Here is a 14,812-nt window from a genome sequence, read left to right as displayed (position 1 = left end):
AGCCGCCATACAATATTTCATAAATCCTCCCTTAAAGCTAATCTAATTAGCCAAAAGCTAATGATATTAGCTAATGGCGGCAACTTTTTCCGCGACAAAGCCCAAAATTCGCCTCGGCAACTTTGCTTGCCGGCTCGATCAGGGCCCGTCACGGAGTGCCATGCGAAGTTTAATCCCTGGTTTGCCGAACGACATTCTCCCAAGACTCTTCAGCCTTTTGACTCTGCTGATTCTCTTGGTTTCGTCGATTCAGGCAGACAGTTTTCAAGAGCTGCGTAAAGTCAAGACGCAGAAACAGGCCGAGGCGTTTATCGCAAAATACGGAATCAACAAAATCTCGGGCGACGGCGCCACACTGCTCTCGTACGCTGCGTACAATTCTGATCTGAAAATGGTCAGATTTCTGCTCAGCAAAGGCGTCGACCCGAATATCACGAGTGAAAATGGCAGCAGTGCGCTTTCGGCGGCGGCTAACCCTCAAGGCTTTGAAATCATGAAGGCCTTGATCGAATCGGGTGCTAAAATCAACTACGTTCGCGGTGCAAGCCCAAACTCTGCGGGTAGTACAATACTGAGTGACCTTTTCAGAAGCGGCTGGGGCAAAAAAGCAGATATAACTCCGATGCTGATCGAAATCGGTGCCGACGTGAACCACCGAAATAATCGTGGAGAAACACCACTGATGGCAGCACTCTCTTCAGATTACGGCCAGCAAAAAGCAATAGAGATTCTGGTTCGCTCTGGCGCGAATGTGAATGCGCAAGACAACTTTGGGCAGACGGTATTGCATCTCGCCGCCAAATCGTACGAACAGTCGATTTTCCAGAAACTGCTCGAATTCGATCCCGACGCCAATCTTAAGTACAAAGACGGCGAAACGCCGCTATTTGCGCTGGTGCTTTACGGAAAAGCTGAGGGTGTAAAGATGCTCGTTGCCAAGGGTGCCGATGTTGATGTGCGCCTTGCCAACGGGAAGTCATTGCTAGAATTTGCTATCGCAGTGAAAGAACACCGCGCCAAAACTCTGCCACACCTGCTGCCCGCTTCTAAAAATATCAACGCACCAGATTCAAAGGGTAATTCTCTGCTCATGACGGCTGCGATGCTCAATCAACTCGATGTGGTGAAGCTTCTTGTTGAGCACGGTGCAGACATGAATGTAAAAAACCAATACAATGCGACACCGCTGCAGATCGCGAAAATGAACAACTACGAGGCCATAGTGCGGTACCTGACATCAAAAGGCGCGCAATGAACAAGGGCCTCAAAGGCTCACGAGTAGAGAAAAAAATCCGCACAGTGGTGGCGAAATTCTTTCTCTTCGGCGAAATATGCCTGGCGAAATTCTTCGAGCTGCCCGCCGGCCTCGACGTTGAGCCTGAACTTTTCTGAACCGCTCAAGAGGTCAATGGCGAGTTTATCGGCGACGTATTCATACGGCTCGCGCCGCCAGTCGAAGTGTTTCGGGTAAAGGTCGTGCGCGGTTTTCACCATCGTCAGGCCAGTGTAGAATGACTCAAACTCGGCAACATCGGTCACGTGCACGAACACTCCCCCACATGCTTCGTCTTTGTACTTGTGAAACGTCGGCTTGAAGTAGAGCGGGCGAAAATAGACACCGGGGAGATGCAGTGCGTTCAGGGCTGCGGCATATTCTTTGGGATGGATAAACGGTGCGCCGATAATTTCGAACGGGCGGGTTGTGCCCCTGCCTTCTGAAACATTGGTCGCTTCAAAGAGACATGTGCCGGGGTAGACAATCGCGGTATCCACTGTCGGCATGTTGGGAGAAGGCTGTACCCACAGGCCTTCGGTCTGTGGGTACAACCAGTTGCGGTTCCAGTTTTTAAGTTCGATTACTGTGAGCTTCGCATTCCATTTCTCTGTTGCGTTCAGCAGGCGGGCGACTTCTCCGATGGTGAGAGCGTGCCGCACGGCAAGGGGGTAAGCTCCCACAAAAGACTCAAAGCCCTTGTGCACGATGCCGCCTTCGACCACCACGCCACCGAGCGGGTTTGGCCGGTCGCAGATGATTACCTCGATGCCCAGTGCGGCGCAGGCTTCGATGCAGAATGCCATCGTGTATGCATAAGTGTAGTAGCGGCAGCCGATGTCCTGTATATCAACGACGAGTGTTTCGAGGCCCCCGAGGTCGCTCGCGCGGGGTTTGAGCTCTTCTTTGGTCTGTCCGTAGAGGCTGACAGCCTTAAGACCCGTGAAGCCGTCGACCTCATCGGCTACAGTGATCTGGTCTTGCTCGGTGCCGAAGAGCCCGTGTTCGGGAGCAAAAATTTTTTCGGGTTTGTAGCCCTGTGCGATGAGCGCTTCGAACAGGTAACGGCCATCGGCCGCGACCGAGCTCTGGTTGACAAGCAGCGCAAAGCGTTTGCCCTTCAGGTACTTGCCGGGGTCGGCGAGCAGCCGGTCGATGCCGAAGGTGGTGCGCATGTCAGAGAATTTTCACCAGCGAATCTTTGACGCTCTTCCAGAAACCGCCCTGGTCGGCGTTTTGCAATTGGCGCGCAAATTCTTCAGGGGTGTAGACGAGCAGGTCGATGCGTGGCCACACTTCATAAACCCGTTCAAACTGGTGCGGCCGTTCGTGAAAGGGTAAAGCTGTTTGAGCAACGACAATCAAATCGATATCACTGAGGGGTTCATGATTGCCCGAGGCGAATGAGCCGAAAATATACGCTGCTTGCACCTGATCAGCCAGCATGCTACGCAACATTTCGACCAATTGCTCGCGATCTTGTTTTACCAGATTCTGTTGGTCTGGAGTAAAAACAATGCTCATCAGTTGCCAGCCGCGTGAATCATTTCTGCAATCAACGAAAATAGCCGCTCAGCGCTGGCGAGAGCACGTTCTGCCTGCTCGCGGGAAAAAAAATCTGAAGGGGGCATATTGTCGGGCAGGCTATCGGGATAACGGGCCGATATATAGAAAAGATCCAGTTCACGGCCGATGGTCTCTATTTCACCGTTGATGCCAAGTTGTTTCGCCAGCGCCGTGATCGAATGCCCGCGTGCGCTTTCAGCTCCTCTTGAATATGCCAATGCCTTCAGAGACTTTTCACCGATCTGCTGCGCGATGAAGCAGCTGCGGGAGAAATGGCCGTGCCCGAGGCTATCCCTTGCCCAGAGGATATCCTGTTCAGCCTCTTTCAGCCATGCCTGAAACAGCTTCATAGATGCTCATCAGCGTTTTGGCCGATCAGCCCGGCAAGTAGATTCATAGCTCGTTCTTGAAGTTAAACCTATGCTCGACATATTTCACCACCGGCGTCGGGGCAAACTGCCAGCGCGCGATTTTTGCGGCAAGGCAGTTTTCGAAAGGGGCATTCTTTATGTCTGAGCGTACAACCTCGGGCTTTAGCGTGTCGCCATTCGTGTCGATCTGCCAGTCGAGAGTGACGCTGCCGTCTTTGAGCTGCGGGTTTGTCTTTAGGTATTCGAGGTAGCAGGTGTGCAGCTCACCATAACCCTTTTGAATGCGGTTTTTCACTGGGCCAGCGAGATATGCGTCGTTGCCCCTGCCGCCCCGTTCATGCCTGCCCGTCTGGGCGGCAAGAGCTCCGCTCATGGCTCTAAGCTCAAACATGAGATAGCCTGCCATTACGGTGCTGGCAAGCGCCAGACTCGCAAGTGCGACAGACAACGAAGATTTTGTCAGCCATTTGTGTTCAGTCATTTTACATGTTCCTGAGTAGGTAGAGCGTGCATGGTTGAGCTACTGCGTTACGGTAAACGCGCAGCCCGACGCCATTTTGATCTGCTTAATCTTTGACCACAATACGGTACCAGATTTCGGTGTTTCTTTTACGACAAAGTTATTAAAGGTGAATGTGTACGCCGATTTGTCATGGCGTTGCATGTTCATGTTAAACGAGAGATCCAACGAGTTTTTGGTTTTCTTCGCTGCTTCAGCTTTTTCTTGCAAGGCGGCAGTCGCCTGCTGCACGCAATTGTTGTCAATCTGGTCACCGTCTGCGCACACGAATTTGAGTGTTGATTCGAGGTTAAAATTGGCGTGCAGATTCGCTGAGACTGCACCCGCTGTGATTTGCCAGCTGCCCATGCCCCGCACAGAACCGGCTTCGCTGGTGATCGCAAGGTCTGCCATCATCAATTTGTTACCCCCAAGAAATGCGTAGAATTGCGACTTAGCGGCACCGAATTCGCCGCCTTTGAAATCCTCAGGAAACTTTTCGCCGTCAAGCAGGCATTCTGTGGTTTCAGCAACCTCTTTCTTCATTCTCTCTAGCAGTTCATTGCCCGGTTCATAGCACTCGAATATCATACTCGTCGCATCGAAGCAGATCTTTTCGCCGGCGTAGTGCCAGTTGCCTCTAACCTTCTCGCACTGGCACTCTTCTGAGGGCAACAGCACTTTACCGGCAAAGGTTCGGTTCTTGTAGAGTGTAAAAGTTGACTTGCAACAGTTGTTGCTGCTCAGGTTGTAAGGCACATTCTCACTCAGATCATATTTGTTACCCACGAATACGGGCCCCTCGGGCATCGAGTTAGACAGAAAACCGTCGAATACATAACTCTTCTGGCCCTGAGCATCTTGCACCAGCCGCCAGTTGCCCTTGACGCCACCGATCTCTTCTTCTTTCACAGGTGCTTTCGCGACCGTGATGGCCTCTTGAAACTTATAGACCTTCTTGACGTCAGATTTGGCGTCGGGTAGCGCGCGAGCCTTGAGGCCCGATTGGGGGGTGACATAGAATGTCAGTGTATCGGGTGCGGTGTTCGTGTCGGGCTTGCGGCAATTCGATACAATAGCCGTCACCATGAGTGCCATAAGCAATGTTATTGTCGTTGTTTTTAGTTTCATAAATCACCTATTGATATTCTTAAGATTTTCGAGATAAGCTGGATGCTACCTTACTTTAACCGAAACACATGCACCGCGCCGGCACCTGACATCGACGTGTCGCTGCTGGCCGTTGGGCCGTTGGTGATGGTGTTTTGGTTGCTGCTGTCGCCGTAGGCGTAGACCGCGACGGTGTCGCCAGATATCGAAAGACCTGCTTCACCGAACCATTTGTTTGCCTGGGCGACGGGTGGTTTAAGATACGCTTCCTGTGACCAGGTTGTGCCATTTCGTCTGAAGATGAAAGCTGCTCCGGTGTCATTGACAGAGTTATCTGAGCTGGCGGTACTCCCATTAGTGACGGTGGTTTGGCTGCTGTCATCGTACGCGCAACTAACTACAGCGACATTACCCTGAAGCGCAATGGTGTAGCCAAAGCCATCATTGCTTTCGGCATTCGATGCTTTAAGATAAGCTTCTTGACTCCAAATGCCTGCGGTGCGCCGGTATATATAGGCTGCGCCCGCTTCAATTACCGAATTGTCAGTGCTGGCTGTTGTGCCATTGGTGATGGTCGTTTGTCCGCTGTCATCACCACCTGCGCCAACCAATATCGTGTCTCCTGAAATCGCGACCATATATCCAAACAAGTCTTCAGCATCAGGGTTCGGTGCTTTAATATATGCTTCTTGGCTCCAGTTGACACCCGATCTGCGGTATACGTAGACGGCCCCTGAATTCGTGATCGAGTTATCCGAACTTGTCCCTGACCCATTCGTAATGGTAGATTGCCCACTATCTTCGTTGTAAGCACCCACGACAATCGCGTCGCCAGATATGCTCGCGCTATAGCCGAAAAGGTCCAAATATTCTGAGTTGCCTGCCTTGATGTACGCTTCTTGCGCCCAAGTGCCACTTGTCCGGCGGTAGACGTAAACTGCGCCTGAATTTGCGGTTGACGTATCGGTGCTCGCTGTTGGGCCGTTGGTAATCGTTGTTTGTGCGCTCGATTCACCCTTGGCACCTACCACCAGAGTATCACCAGACATTGCTAGTGCGTAACCGAATTCGTGGCCGGCCGCAGCATTGGGCGCTTTTATATAAGCCTTCTGTTCCCAGTTTGTTCCATTCTTTTCGAATATATATACCGCTCCGGCATTCGCTTGTGTGTTGTTACTACTGGCAGTGCTTCCGTGCGTAATGGTTGTTTGATTAGCATCTTCATCTGGCGCCGCTACGGCGATCCGACCATTTGATATGGCAACCGCCCAACCGAACTTGTCTCGCTCATCCATATTAGATGGTTTCAGATAGGCCTCTTGAATCCATATATTTCCCGTTCGACGGAATACATATGCAGCACCGTTGGTGTTACCTGCGTTGCTTGAACTTGCGGTTGAACCTTGAAGAATGGTATTTGAGTCACTGTCTTCAGCGTAAGCACCGACAACCATCAGGTCGCCTTCAATTGCGACCGCAGAGCCAAAACTATCGGATCCATTCGCATTCGACGCCTTTACGTAAGCTTCTTGTTGCCAGCCAGTTACTTCGCAGGTAATCGCAATATTGGTCACATTCCCCCCAGTAATGGTGCCGCTGGCGTTTGCCACGGCGCAGATTTGGTCGGGGTTCACGGGCTGGGTTTTGACAGCCACCGCATAGGTGGCACCGCCTGCGAGGCTGCCCGCGACCGATACCGTGCCATTTGCCGAGACAGCGATGTCTGTGGCCGAATTGAGCGTTAGCACAAGGCCCGTGCCGGTGAGGCCCGAAACGGTGGCGCTGACTGAAAAGCCTGAGCTGGCGGCATTGCCGTTGCCCTTATCTGTATTCGCGTTCTCGTTCTTGGCGCATTGCAACGTGGCAATGCCCGTAAGCAATATAACGGCTAAACTTCTGGTGTTCATAGCGCTTCTCTACCACAAAGAGAAGCGCTTGTCCATAGGGCAGCGTGCCCTATGCCATCATTAGGCAGGGGTTTAAACCCCTGCCTAATGAAAGCTAGTTATCTACCCATTCGCGCATCAAGCTCTTTGGCTTTCTTGAGCATGATCTTGCGCAGAATGAAGCCCACGATAAACAGAATGCCGCCGATGATCACGGGAAACCAGGGAGCAGTGGCGCGCTGAAAAAAGTCGTTGATAACTGCCGTACGAATTGGGTCGGCCGGGTCATAGAGCACTTCGACCTCTTGTCCCTTGGTGTACTTTTGAAAGCTGTGGTTCCAGAAGAGTTTGTCTTCAAATTGCACTTTTTTGCCCTTACTATCTTTGAACTCGACCAATGCCTTGCGGTAGGGTTCGATCACGGCGAGGTCATAGACCTTGCCCTTGGTCTTGATGCCGACTGCATCGAGCTTCTTTTCGATGGTGAGATTGTAGAGTCCATAGCCCGTCACGACGAGACCGATGAGAAAAAGCACAAAGCCCACATATGAGGCGTTTCTGAATCCGTTCATGGGGTTACCTTGGCCGGTATCGTCGCGCGGGTCAAGCCGATTTGTTCAAAATACGATTGCAGCCCTGAAATGCGTGCCCGACCCGTAACCGATGAAAATCCTCAACCGCGCTTTGATTCTTGGCATTACCCTCACGCTCTGCAGCACGTTCGTTCTGCTTGCGACGCAAGAGACCGTGATTCAAAGCGAGGCGCGGCAATTCGGCGAGCGCGCGATTGCGAAGGGTTACCAGTGCCGCACTGAGGTTCACCAGACGGCGGGCAAGGCGTTCGAAGTGAAGATGCCGATGGATAAAAATATTCTGTATTATATCGCGGTTGTCACCGGGCGTGGTGAAAGAACGGCTCACGTGAAAACCGCGACGCTGGTGAATGAAGAAAGAATGAATATTAGGATTGAGGTGCAGAACACGATCTTTGGTTCTGAGTTGAAGCTGCACCCTCTGGTCACGGGACAAAAGACGCTGAAATTTGAACTCGATGCCAAGTCGAACTATTCAGTCGTGCTGTGCGCTAACTATGCTTCGCTGTTTCACACGGGTGAAAAAGACCCGGTTGTTGACGATCACTCGCATTTCTGATATCTTATTTGATGCGTGTGCGAAGCGCACGCATCAAATAAGAACATCCACATAAGTTGTACCGGTCGCTATGCTCGACGAGGGCTTAGCGGGCTGGCCTTTGATCAATACCTTGTGCTGAGTAAAGAGCGCCTTGAGCGCTGAGCGGCTGATGTCGCACACCTTCTTGTTATCAGTCTGCTGGCGCATCGCCTCGAGTAAAATGCCGTCGAGCCGGTCGCTGCGGCGTTCGAGCACCAGCGTGATGCGCGTTGAGCCCGGCGGTTGTGGGGGCAGGTTATCTTTCATTAGGCAGGCAATAAATTGCCCGCCTAATGAAAAGAAGAAAGAAATCTGCGAAAATACTTGCCGTTATATCTAATAGATAGTATCTATTAGTTGAATGAAGCGCGAGAACAAAACCCAGTACGCCCTGCTTGGCATTCTGACGCAATACGAATGCAGCGGCTACGATATGAAAAAGTTTATCGAGACGAGCATCGGCTATTTCTGGAATGAAAGTTTCGGCCAGATCTATCCCAATCTGAAAAAACTCGAGCAGCAAGGGTTAATCCGCAAGGCAAAAACCCTCGATGCAAAAGGCACCGACCGTATCGTCTACGCAATTACCGCCACCGGCCGCAAGAAGCTGCAGCAATGGCTCGCCAAACCAGCCGAGCCGCTCGCTGAGCGTAACGAGCTCTTGCTGAAGCTTTTCTTTGGCAGCCAGCTTGATCATAACGGCATTCGCCGGCACCTGCAGCGCCACCAGGAAATGGGCGAGGCAACGCTCAAGGTTTATGCCGGCGTCGAAAAAGACATCGCCGATTACAAAGACAAGTCGCCCGATTACCCTTTCTGGCGCATGACGCTCGACTATGGTATCGAGCGCACGAAGATGGAGCTCAGATGGGTGAAGTCGGCCCACGAAATTCTCGACTCCATCGCCAAAAAGAAAACCGGGAGCAAAAAGCCATGAAAAAGATACTCGTCATCCAGGGCCACCCGCGGTCAGAATCATTGTGCGGCAGCATTGCGCGCGAATATGCAACGGCAGCGCAGCAAGGGGGAGCTCAGGTTGACCTGCTCGATCTGCCCCGGCTGCAGTTTGACCCCATTCTGCGCGAGGGCTATAAAGCAGAGCAGGCGCTCGAACCTGATCTGGCAAAGGCGCAGCAGCTGATTCGTGCGGCTGACCATCTCGTCTTTGTGTTCCCGAGCTGGTGGGCTTCGATGCCGGCATTGCTTAAAGGTTTTCTCGACAGAGTTTTTCTGCCGGGGTTTGCTTTCAAGTACCGCAAAAACTCCCCCTTACCCGAGAAGTTACTCAAGGGCAAAACCGCGCGCATCTTCATCACGATGGATGCCCCTGCGTGGTATTACCGCTGGTTCAACCGCGCGCCCGGGTTGCGGCTGTTGAAGTTTGCGACGCTCGAATTCTGCGGAGTGAAGCCGGTGAAATACCATATCTTTGGGCCGGTGCGTGGTGCACCTGAGAAGCGGCTGCAAAAATTTCTGAATGAAGCGCGCCGCACTGGTGCGCAGGAGGCAAAATGAAAAAGTTCAAAATCGCATTCGCGGTTGAGCTCGCGATCATCGGCGCGCTCACGACCTTGCTTTTTGTGGGTGTGTCGCTGCCAGAGGTCTTTCCACGTGCGGTGCACCGGTTTCTGCACATTCTGGGAGCGATCATCTTTCTCGGGAATATTGTCGTGAGTGCGCTCTGGTTCTCTGTCGCAGTGGCCTCGCGCAAGAACGATTGGTTCGCTTTCGCTGCAAGACTCATGAATATCACCGACCTCGCCTTTACGGGGCCTGGTCTGATTCTTCTACTCTGGAACGCCACCGTGCTCGTGGGTGCTTACGGTCATCCGCTTGCGGTTGAGTGGCTCAAATGGGCACTGATCTATTTCGCGGCGACGGGCGCTCTTTGGATGGGCGTGCTGATACCCCTGCAATTTCGCTTCATGAAGCAGGCAGATGCAGGTATCATGCCGTGGAATGATGCGCGGGAGCAGAAATTGCTCGGTCTCTACAATGCAGCGGGCGGCGCGGCAGTGTTGCTGGTGGTATTGAGTCTGGTGAAGATGGTGTTGAAGTAGATTCGGCCCGTCGTGACGGCTGACTCTTGAGCGAAAGACTCTCAAATAAATACTCGTCGTTTTGATGTGGGTTAATAGCACAGGTCATGACGCTTTACCGAAACTTCTCTCTCAAACTGCGCTACGCAATGATACCAGTGATACTGGTTCTGACCATGTATCCATCGGAGCCGCCCGCCCCATGTTCAGGGCAGGCAAATCCTTACTTGCTGCAAAATATCAGGAGTGCTGATTTCAGCTTGTTGCGGTACAATAGTGAAGACGTCTGGGGTAAAACCGGCGCCAAAGAAGGCGCGTGGGAATCGTGGGCAACCTCGACGCTCACTGCCGAAGGCAAGCCGCCGAAAATTGTCGCCGATGGCCCCGATGCCCTTGAGTCGCAAGGTAAAAACTACACCTGGAGCTGTATGTTCTCTGCCGGTTCTTTGATTGATAAGAGGACAGATACCGGGTGGTCTGAAGCCGTCGAGGGTGATGGCGTCGGGCAGGCAGTGCTTTTTCCAATAAAATATATTCCGCGCGGCAAGCGTAAGACGGCGACGCTGAAGATCTTTAACGGTTACGGCAAGTCGCAGCGCATTTGGAAGAACAATAATCGCGTGAAAGACCTGGTGCTGCATATCGCGAGTGCGCAGGCGGGAGGCATTGAAACCTGGACGTCCTATTCCCAGATTAAATCGCACTGCAAAGTTCCGTTGCAACTAAAGGACCAGTTTGGTTATCAGAAGATTACCGTTCCGCTCGAAGGTTGCAATTGGAATGTCCAGATATCAAAAGAAGACAGAGAAATGGGCATCGAGATCAAAGAGGCTCTGGTGATCGGTATTGAAATCGTTTCGGTTTATCCCGGCGATAAGTATAAAGATACGCTAATTTCTGAGGCGGATTTCTACTGAGCGCGCGGAGTAATCAAAGCAGCTTCACCATTTCACGCACCGCACTCTGCCAAAAACCAACAGTAGGGTCGGATGTCAGGTGCAGCCATTCTGCAGGCGTGTAGACCAGTGGCTCGATGTTGGCGTTAAAATCGCGTAGATCGTCAAACAGTGCGCCGCGTTCGTGAAACGGCAGATCGGTATCGGTAACGATAAACAGATCTACATCACTATCGGGTCGTGCTTCGCCCCTTGCGACCGAGCCGTACAGCCAGGCGCTATGCACACGGTCGGTGAGCATTTCCCTTAGCTTGGACGTGAAATCTTCGAGCGAAAGACCATTGAGCGGGTCTTTGAATGTGGGAAAAACAATCGTACTCATTGAGACTGCCCCAGCAGCAGCTTAACTTTGTTCAGAACTAACAAAGCCTCGCTCTGCGCCGATAATGCCGCTTCGCGATCGAGAAAGTCGCTGGGAATACCCTCGGGAAAAGCGTCCGGATAACGCCCGGAGATATAGTAACGATCTAGAATCTTGCCCGCGCGTTCGATCTCAGCATTGATCGCAAGTGCCTGCGCGATTTTCGTTACGGAGTGGCCCTTGATTTCTGAGGCGCCCCGTGAAAACGCCAGGCTCTTCAGTGCCTTCTCAGCAACCTGTTGAGCGATGTAGCAAGCTTGAGAAAAATGACCGTCTTCGATCGAATCGGCGAGCCATGCCGCGTCATCTTCGGCCTGCCTCAGCCAGTCAGCGGCACGTGAAGCCATGCCACTCTATGCGCAAGAGGGAAAGGCGCGTAAAGCCTATTTAAGCCTTCCCGCCACCTCACGAATCAACTTCAGCGTCGTCGCGTCGGTGTCGTAAACACTGTACCAACCCTGCGCTTCGTGCGGTGGGTCGCCGATGAAATTGTCGCCAGGTTTCCACTCGTTGTGCGCGGGCCGGCCCTCGCCACCCCAGGCCCAGATGTTGACGCCGGCGATCGGCGAATCCGTCTTCTGTGATTCGAGCACGTGGTAGAATGCCTGCGCGTAGAAATCGTCGCGCAGGGTCACGGGAGTGCCCGCCGCAAAGCGGTTCATGTCGCGTGAAAAACCGAACTCCTCGAAGACGAGCGGCTTGCCGAGTTTCTTCGCCATTTCGCGGTGTTGTGCCAGCTGTTTGTGCAGCACTTCGACAGATTTAGTGTATGTCTCACTCGCCTTCCAAGGGTTATAGAGCCCCGAGTTCTGCACCCAGATGTGCACGGTGGTATAATCGATATCTTTGTGGGAGTGATTCTTGACCTGGTCATTGCCCGAAAACTGGAAGACCTCTCCCATGGCACCGGTGCTCACCAGGTGGTTGCGGTCGAGCGACTTGATGAGCGCCGCAGACTCGGCGATCCACTTGTCATAGCTGTCGCCGCTCAGAAATCCGGCTGGCTCGTTTGCGAGCTGCCAGGCCATGATCGTCGGGTCGTCTTTATACGCCCTGCGCGTGACATGGTTCACGCGTGTCACGAGCATGCGCACGGTGTTGTGGTAGAAGCCGACTGCCACGGGGTTCTTGTAGAAACGGGTCACGTAGTAGTTGTAACGAAACCAGCGCCACCACGAAGAGAGTTTGTAGTCAGACCCGCCACGCGCCTGGGGGTCAAACTCGGGGTAAGGAATCGCTCCCTTGCCGGCCCACGCCTGGTACTGCCCAAAACCACCCGACCAGTGCCAGTAGTTGCCGAGCACCAGCACCGCGGTCATGTCGCGCTTCGCCATTTCAGCGAGCAGGTAGTCGAGCCCCTCGAGCAGCCTCTGGTTGTAGGCACCGGGCGCAGTCTGCAGCGCCGGCACAATGCGCCAGCGTTCGTTGTCAGGCCCTTCGCTCGCTGCCAAAATGCGCAGGTTCTTGATACCGAGTCTCTGCAAGCGGTCGAGCTCGCGTTTGAGGCGTGGCCGGTCGAACGCGCCGAGGTTCATGCCGTACCAAAGGTTCGCTCCCATGAAGGTGTACTTCTTGCCACCCCGCACGAGATCCATGCCGCGGGTTTGCACGAACGGATTGACAGCGTGCAGCGACGTTACCAGTGACGCGGCTATGAGCAGCTTGATTGTTATCATGGGTTGTTGTCTGGCAGATCGCTGAATTCTTCCGTAGGTGTCGACTGTTTACGTGCAAGCACCGGCGTAGATGATCGAGGCCTGACCAGCCTTAGCGCGGCTTTCGCTTGATACCCGCGAGTCCTTTCGCTTCGACATCAGCGTCTGCCAACAGTTCACGCAGGTCCTCAGGAATCGGCATGCGCGCGAAAATGTACACGTTGGCACCACCTGTATTGCCGACGGGTATGCGGTTCAGCAATGAACCCAGCCAACCACCTGCAATGCGCAGTATCTGGCCGAACACTTCAGTCAGGTTTGCTGATCGCAAGCCGAACCAGAGCATGCGGCAATGGATCGCGGTGTGCGGCACGGGGTGGTACTGTCCAATAATATGGGCGCGCTCGAGGTGCCGCCATGCCTGCGGCAAGTTTAGGCCGTTCAGGCTCGTGCGGTATTGGCGTAGTTCTTCTTTATAAGCTTCTTTCCAGGCTTTGGGCATCTTAAAGTTCATGATTCCTCCTATTGCTGGCTGAAGAATAAGCTTTGTGGGAGCGATCGACTTGAACGAAGCGGCTGCTTCAAAGAAAAAAATTCACCCGAAACCCGTTCTTAAAAAGCTCGGCTGGCCTGAGGCCAAACGCGCGTCGAAAGACCCGGTTGAAGTGTGCCTGGTCTGAAAAGCCCGCCCGGTGTGCTGCATCGCCAAACTGCGTGTGCTCTTCCAGGGCTAAGATTGCCTGTCGGGTTTTCTGCCAAAGCCTGTAGCCAGAAAAGCTGATACCCGTCTGTTCGCTAAACAGATGCCGAAATCGATCGGTCGAAAGGCCTGCTTCGGCCGCTGCCAGGCTGAGCGGCAGATTTTCCGAAGTTTGTTGCAGCGACTCTACCGCCCTGCTAATGCGCGTGTCCAATGCCGCGGTATTCGCGTGCTGCCTGTACCGGTGCATTATCGTGAGTACATCATCGCGTACCCGCTGATCACTGCCGGTCACCCTGCTTCGCAGTTGCCTGAGGTCTTCTTTCGTGAGCCGGTGGGCGACCTCTTTTGCTGGGTGCATTTTGGCCAAGACAACCTCATTCCACAGGCCATGGGAACATTGAATGGGGTCGAGCAACACCAGTGCAAATTCGTCGTCAGATCGCACGGTCTGGTGGCTGACCCCCGAGGGGATATAAGCGACTTCAAACTTTCGCTCCACACCGTCGCGACCGATTAGTCTTACCGGCTCGCGTGCCCCGATGACGAGTTGCGAATAGAAATGGCTGTGCCGTTCGGTCGCATAAGAAGGTCCGTTGTAGATGCCCATGTCGGGCCAAATGGTTAAGGTCGGTTGCATTATTTACGGCGAATGCTGACTATGACTCGCCTGCAATGGCCGATAGTTTTCTGAAATCCAGGGTTGTAAAGTCGGTTCTTCGTTTTCAGGTAATTTCAAGCCGCGAAGGTACAGACTGCTTGACGATACGAGTTCCGCACACAATACAAAGTCAGTGCCTCAGGGGGATCTCAGACTCGAACAGTTTTCTCAATCATTGAACGAATCGGCTCTGCTGAAATTTCTAAATCTCACGCTCAAATTCGAAGCCGACCAGATTGTGCTGCGGCTCGACCCGATTGAAGAGCGACACCGCGGTGGTTCAACGGGTGACTCGGTAAACGGTGCGGTCGTTGCCGCCGTCTGCGACATCGCAGTCGGTGCCACAATGGGGCTAAGCAAGCACTCACTGACGCAAGGCTCGGCCGTGGGTCGACTCGATATAAGAATGCGTAAGCCTATTGCCGGCAGTTTTTGTACGGCAGTTGCGCGCATCAAACGCCAGGCGCGTAACCTGGTCTATTCAAGTGTCACTTTCTTTGACGAAACGGGCAAGCTCTGCGTAGAGGCGCAGGGTACCCTTTATATGCAGCGAGTTTAAGAA

General features: G+C 53.2%; 20 protein-coding genes. 7 read left to right on the top strand and 13 right to left on the bottom strand.

Features of this window, described 5'->3' with window-relative positions:
• Nucleotides 1-160: 160 nt before the first annotated feature.
• Nucleotides 161-1,255: an ankyrin repeat domain-containing protein gene (locus TURPA_RS04990; protein WP_169314400.1), complete on the top strand. Its 1,095-nt coding sequence runs from the start codon at nucleotides 161-163 to the stop codon at nucleotides 1,253-1,255.
• A gap of 17 nt (nucleotides 1,256-1,272) precedes the next feature.
• Here TURPA_RS04990 and TURPA_RS04985 read toward each other — a convergent pair whose 3' ends face one another.
• From TURPA_RS04985 to TURPA_RS04955, 7 genes are all read right to left on the bottom strand, one after another.
• On the bottom strand, nucleotides 1,273-2,448 hold the full coding sequence (locus TURPA_RS04985; protein WP_014802197.1) for an exo-beta-N-acetylmuramidase NamZ family protein: 1,176 nt from the start codon (nucleotides 2,446-2,448) through the stop codon (nucleotides 1,273-1,275).
• Nucleotide 2,449: 1 nt separating this feature from the next.
• A complete protein-coding gene (locus TURPA_RS04980; protein WP_014802196.1) occupies nucleotides 2,450-2,797 on the bottom strand; it encodes a nucleotidyltransferase domain-containing protein in 348 nt (115 codons plus the stop codon).
• Entirely contained in the window at nucleotides 2,797-3,189 is a 393-nt protein-coding gene (locus TURPA_RS04975; RefSeq protein WP_014802195.1) for a HEPN domain-containing protein, read from the bottom strand. Before TURPA_RS04975 ends, TURPA_RS04980 begins: the two co-directional genes overlap by 1 nt.
• Nucleotides 3,190-3,232: 43 nt before the next feature.
• The gene (locus tag TURPA_RS04970) at nucleotides 3,233-3,691 is read right to left on the bottom strand and encodes an AgmX/PglI C-terminal domain-containing protein (protein ID WP_014802194.1); all 459 of its coding nucleotides are present in this window, start codon (nucleotides 3,689-3,691) and stop codon (nucleotides 3,233-3,235) included.
• Between the two features lie 39 nt (nucleotides 3,692-3,730).
• The gene (locus tag TURPA_RS04965; protein ID WP_014802193.1) at nucleotides 3,731-4,840 is read right to left on the bottom strand and encodes a hypothetical protein; all 1,110 of its coding nucleotides are present in this window, start codon (nucleotides 4,838-4,840) and stop codon (nucleotides 3,731-3,733) included.
• A 50-nt stretch (nucleotides 4,841-4,890) separates the two neighbouring features.
• Nucleotides 4,891-6,726 (bottom strand): FG-GAP repeat protein, encoded by a 1,836-nt coding sequence (locus TURPA_RS04960; protein WP_014802192.1) that lies wholly within the window; start codon nucleotides 6,724-6,726, stop codon nucleotides 4,891-4,893.
• A gap of 98 nt (nucleotides 6,727-6,824) precedes the next feature.
• The gene (locus TURPA_RS04955; RefSeq protein WP_014802191.1) at nucleotides 6,825-7,277 is read right to left on the bottom strand and encodes a DUF3592 domain-containing protein; all 453 of its coding nucleotides are present in this window, start codon (nucleotides 7,275-7,277) and stop codon (nucleotides 6,825-6,827) included.
• A 91-nt stretch (nucleotides 7,278-7,368) separates the two neighbouring features.
• Between TURPA_RS04955 and TURPA_RS04950 the strand changes: the two genes are divergently transcribed.
• Entirely contained in the window at nucleotides 7,369-7,857 is a 489-nt protein-coding gene (locus TURPA_RS04950; protein ID WP_014802190.1) for a hypothetical protein, read from the top strand.
• Nucleotides 7,858-7,890: 33 nt separating this feature from the next.
• Here the strand turns inward: TURPA_RS04950 and TURPA_RS04945 are convergent, their stop codons facing one another.
• Nucleotides 7,891-8,145, bottom strand: coding sequence for a hypothetical protein (locus TURPA_RS04945; protein WP_014802189.1), 255 nt, complete (start codon nucleotides 8,143-8,145; stop codon nucleotides 7,891-7,893).
• Between the two features lie 94 nt (nucleotides 8,146-8,239).
• Here TURPA_RS04945 and TURPA_RS04940 point away from each other — a divergent pair, with 94 nt between their 5' ends.
• The 4 genes from TURPA_RS04940 (at nucleotide 8,240) to TURPA_RS04925 (ending at nucleotide 10,834) form a co-directional block, all read left to right on the top strand.
• A complete protein-coding gene (locus TURPA_RS04940; protein ID WP_014802188.1) occupies nucleotides 8,240-8,815 on the top strand; it encodes a PadR family transcriptional regulator in 576 nt (191 codons plus the stop codon).
• A complete protein-coding gene (locus TURPA_RS04935; protein WP_014802187.1) occupies nucleotides 8,812-9,393 on the top strand; it encodes an NAD(P)H-dependent oxidoreductase in 582 nt (193 codons plus the stop codon). The genes TURPA_RS04940 and TURPA_RS04935 overlap by 4 nt, the downstream gene beginning before the upstream one ends.
• Nucleotides 9,390-9,938, top strand: coding sequence for a DUF2269 family protein (locus TURPA_RS04930; RefSeq protein ID WP_014802186.1), 549 nt, complete (start codon nucleotides 9,390-9,392; stop codon nucleotides 9,936-9,938). Before TURPA_RS04935 ends, TURPA_RS04930 begins: the two co-directional genes overlap by 4 nt.
• Before the next feature lie 86 nt (nucleotides 9,939-10,024).
• Nucleotides 10,025-10,834 (top strand): NADase-type glycan-binding domain-containing protein, encoded by an 810-nt coding sequence (locus TURPA_RS04925; protein ID WP_014802185.1) that lies wholly within the window; start codon nucleotides 10,025-10,027, stop codon nucleotides 10,832-10,834.
• 13 nt (nucleotides 10,835-10,847) lie between these two features.
• On the opposite strand, the gene TURPA_RS04920 is transcribed toward TURPA_RS04925, so the two are convergent.
• The 5 genes from TURPA_RS04920 to TURPA_RS21430 form a co-directional block, all read right to left on the bottom strand.
• Nucleotides 10,848-11,195 carry a nucleotidyltransferase domain-containing protein gene (locus TURPA_RS04920; RefSeq protein WP_014802184.1) on the bottom strand — a complete coding sequence of 116 codons (348 nt, stop codon included), beginning with the start codon at nucleotides 11,193-11,195 and terminating at the stop codon, nucleotides 10,848-10,850.
• Nucleotides 11,192-11,581 carry a HEPN domain-containing protein gene (locus TURPA_RS04915; protein ID WP_014802183.1) on the bottom strand — a complete coding sequence of 130 codons (390 nt, stop codon included), beginning with the start codon at nucleotides 11,579-11,581 and terminating at the stop codon, nucleotides 11,192-11,194. The genes TURPA_RS04920 and TURPA_RS04915 overlap by 4 nt, the downstream gene beginning before the upstream one ends.
• A 36-nt stretch (nucleotides 11,582-11,617) precedes the next feature.
• Nucleotides 11,618-12,910, bottom strand: a complete 1,293-nt coding sequence (locus TURPA_RS04910; protein ID WP_014802182.1) for a glycoside hydrolase 5 family protein — start codon at nucleotides 12,908-12,910, stop codon at nucleotides 11,618-11,620.
• A gap of 91 nt (nucleotides 12,911-13,001) precedes the next feature.
• On the bottom strand, nucleotides 13,002-13,403 hold the full coding sequence (locus TURPA_RS04905) for a DUF3703 domain-containing protein (protein WP_014802181.1): 402 nt from the start codon (nucleotides 13,401-13,403) through the stop codon (nucleotides 13,002-13,004).
• 67 nt (nucleotides 13,404-13,470) lie between these two features.
• Nucleotides 13,471-14,229: an AraC family transcriptional regulator gene (locus TURPA_RS21430; protein ID WP_014802180.1), complete on the bottom strand. Its 759-nt coding sequence runs from the start codon at nucleotides 14,227-14,229 to the stop codon at nucleotides 13,471-13,473.
• A 154-nt stretch (nucleotides 14,230-14,383) separates the two neighbouring features.
• Between TURPA_RS21430 and TURPA_RS04895 the strand changes: the two genes are divergently transcribed.
• A complete protein-coding gene (locus TURPA_RS04895) occupies nucleotides 14,384-14,809 on the top strand; it encodes a PaaI family thioesterase (RefSeq protein ID WP_014802179.1) in 426 nt (141 codons plus the stop codon).
• The last annotated feature ends 3 nt before the right edge of the window (nucleotides 14,810-14,812 follow it).

The organism is Turneriella parva DSM 21527, assembly GCF_000266885.1.
In the GTDB taxonomy this organism is placed as follows: Bacteria; Spirochaetota; Leptospiria; order Turneriellales; family Turneriellaceae; genus Turneriella; species Turneriella parva.
The sequence above is the reverse complement of the archived record's forward strand: the minus strand, read 5'-3'. Positions and strand labels throughout refer to the sequence as shown.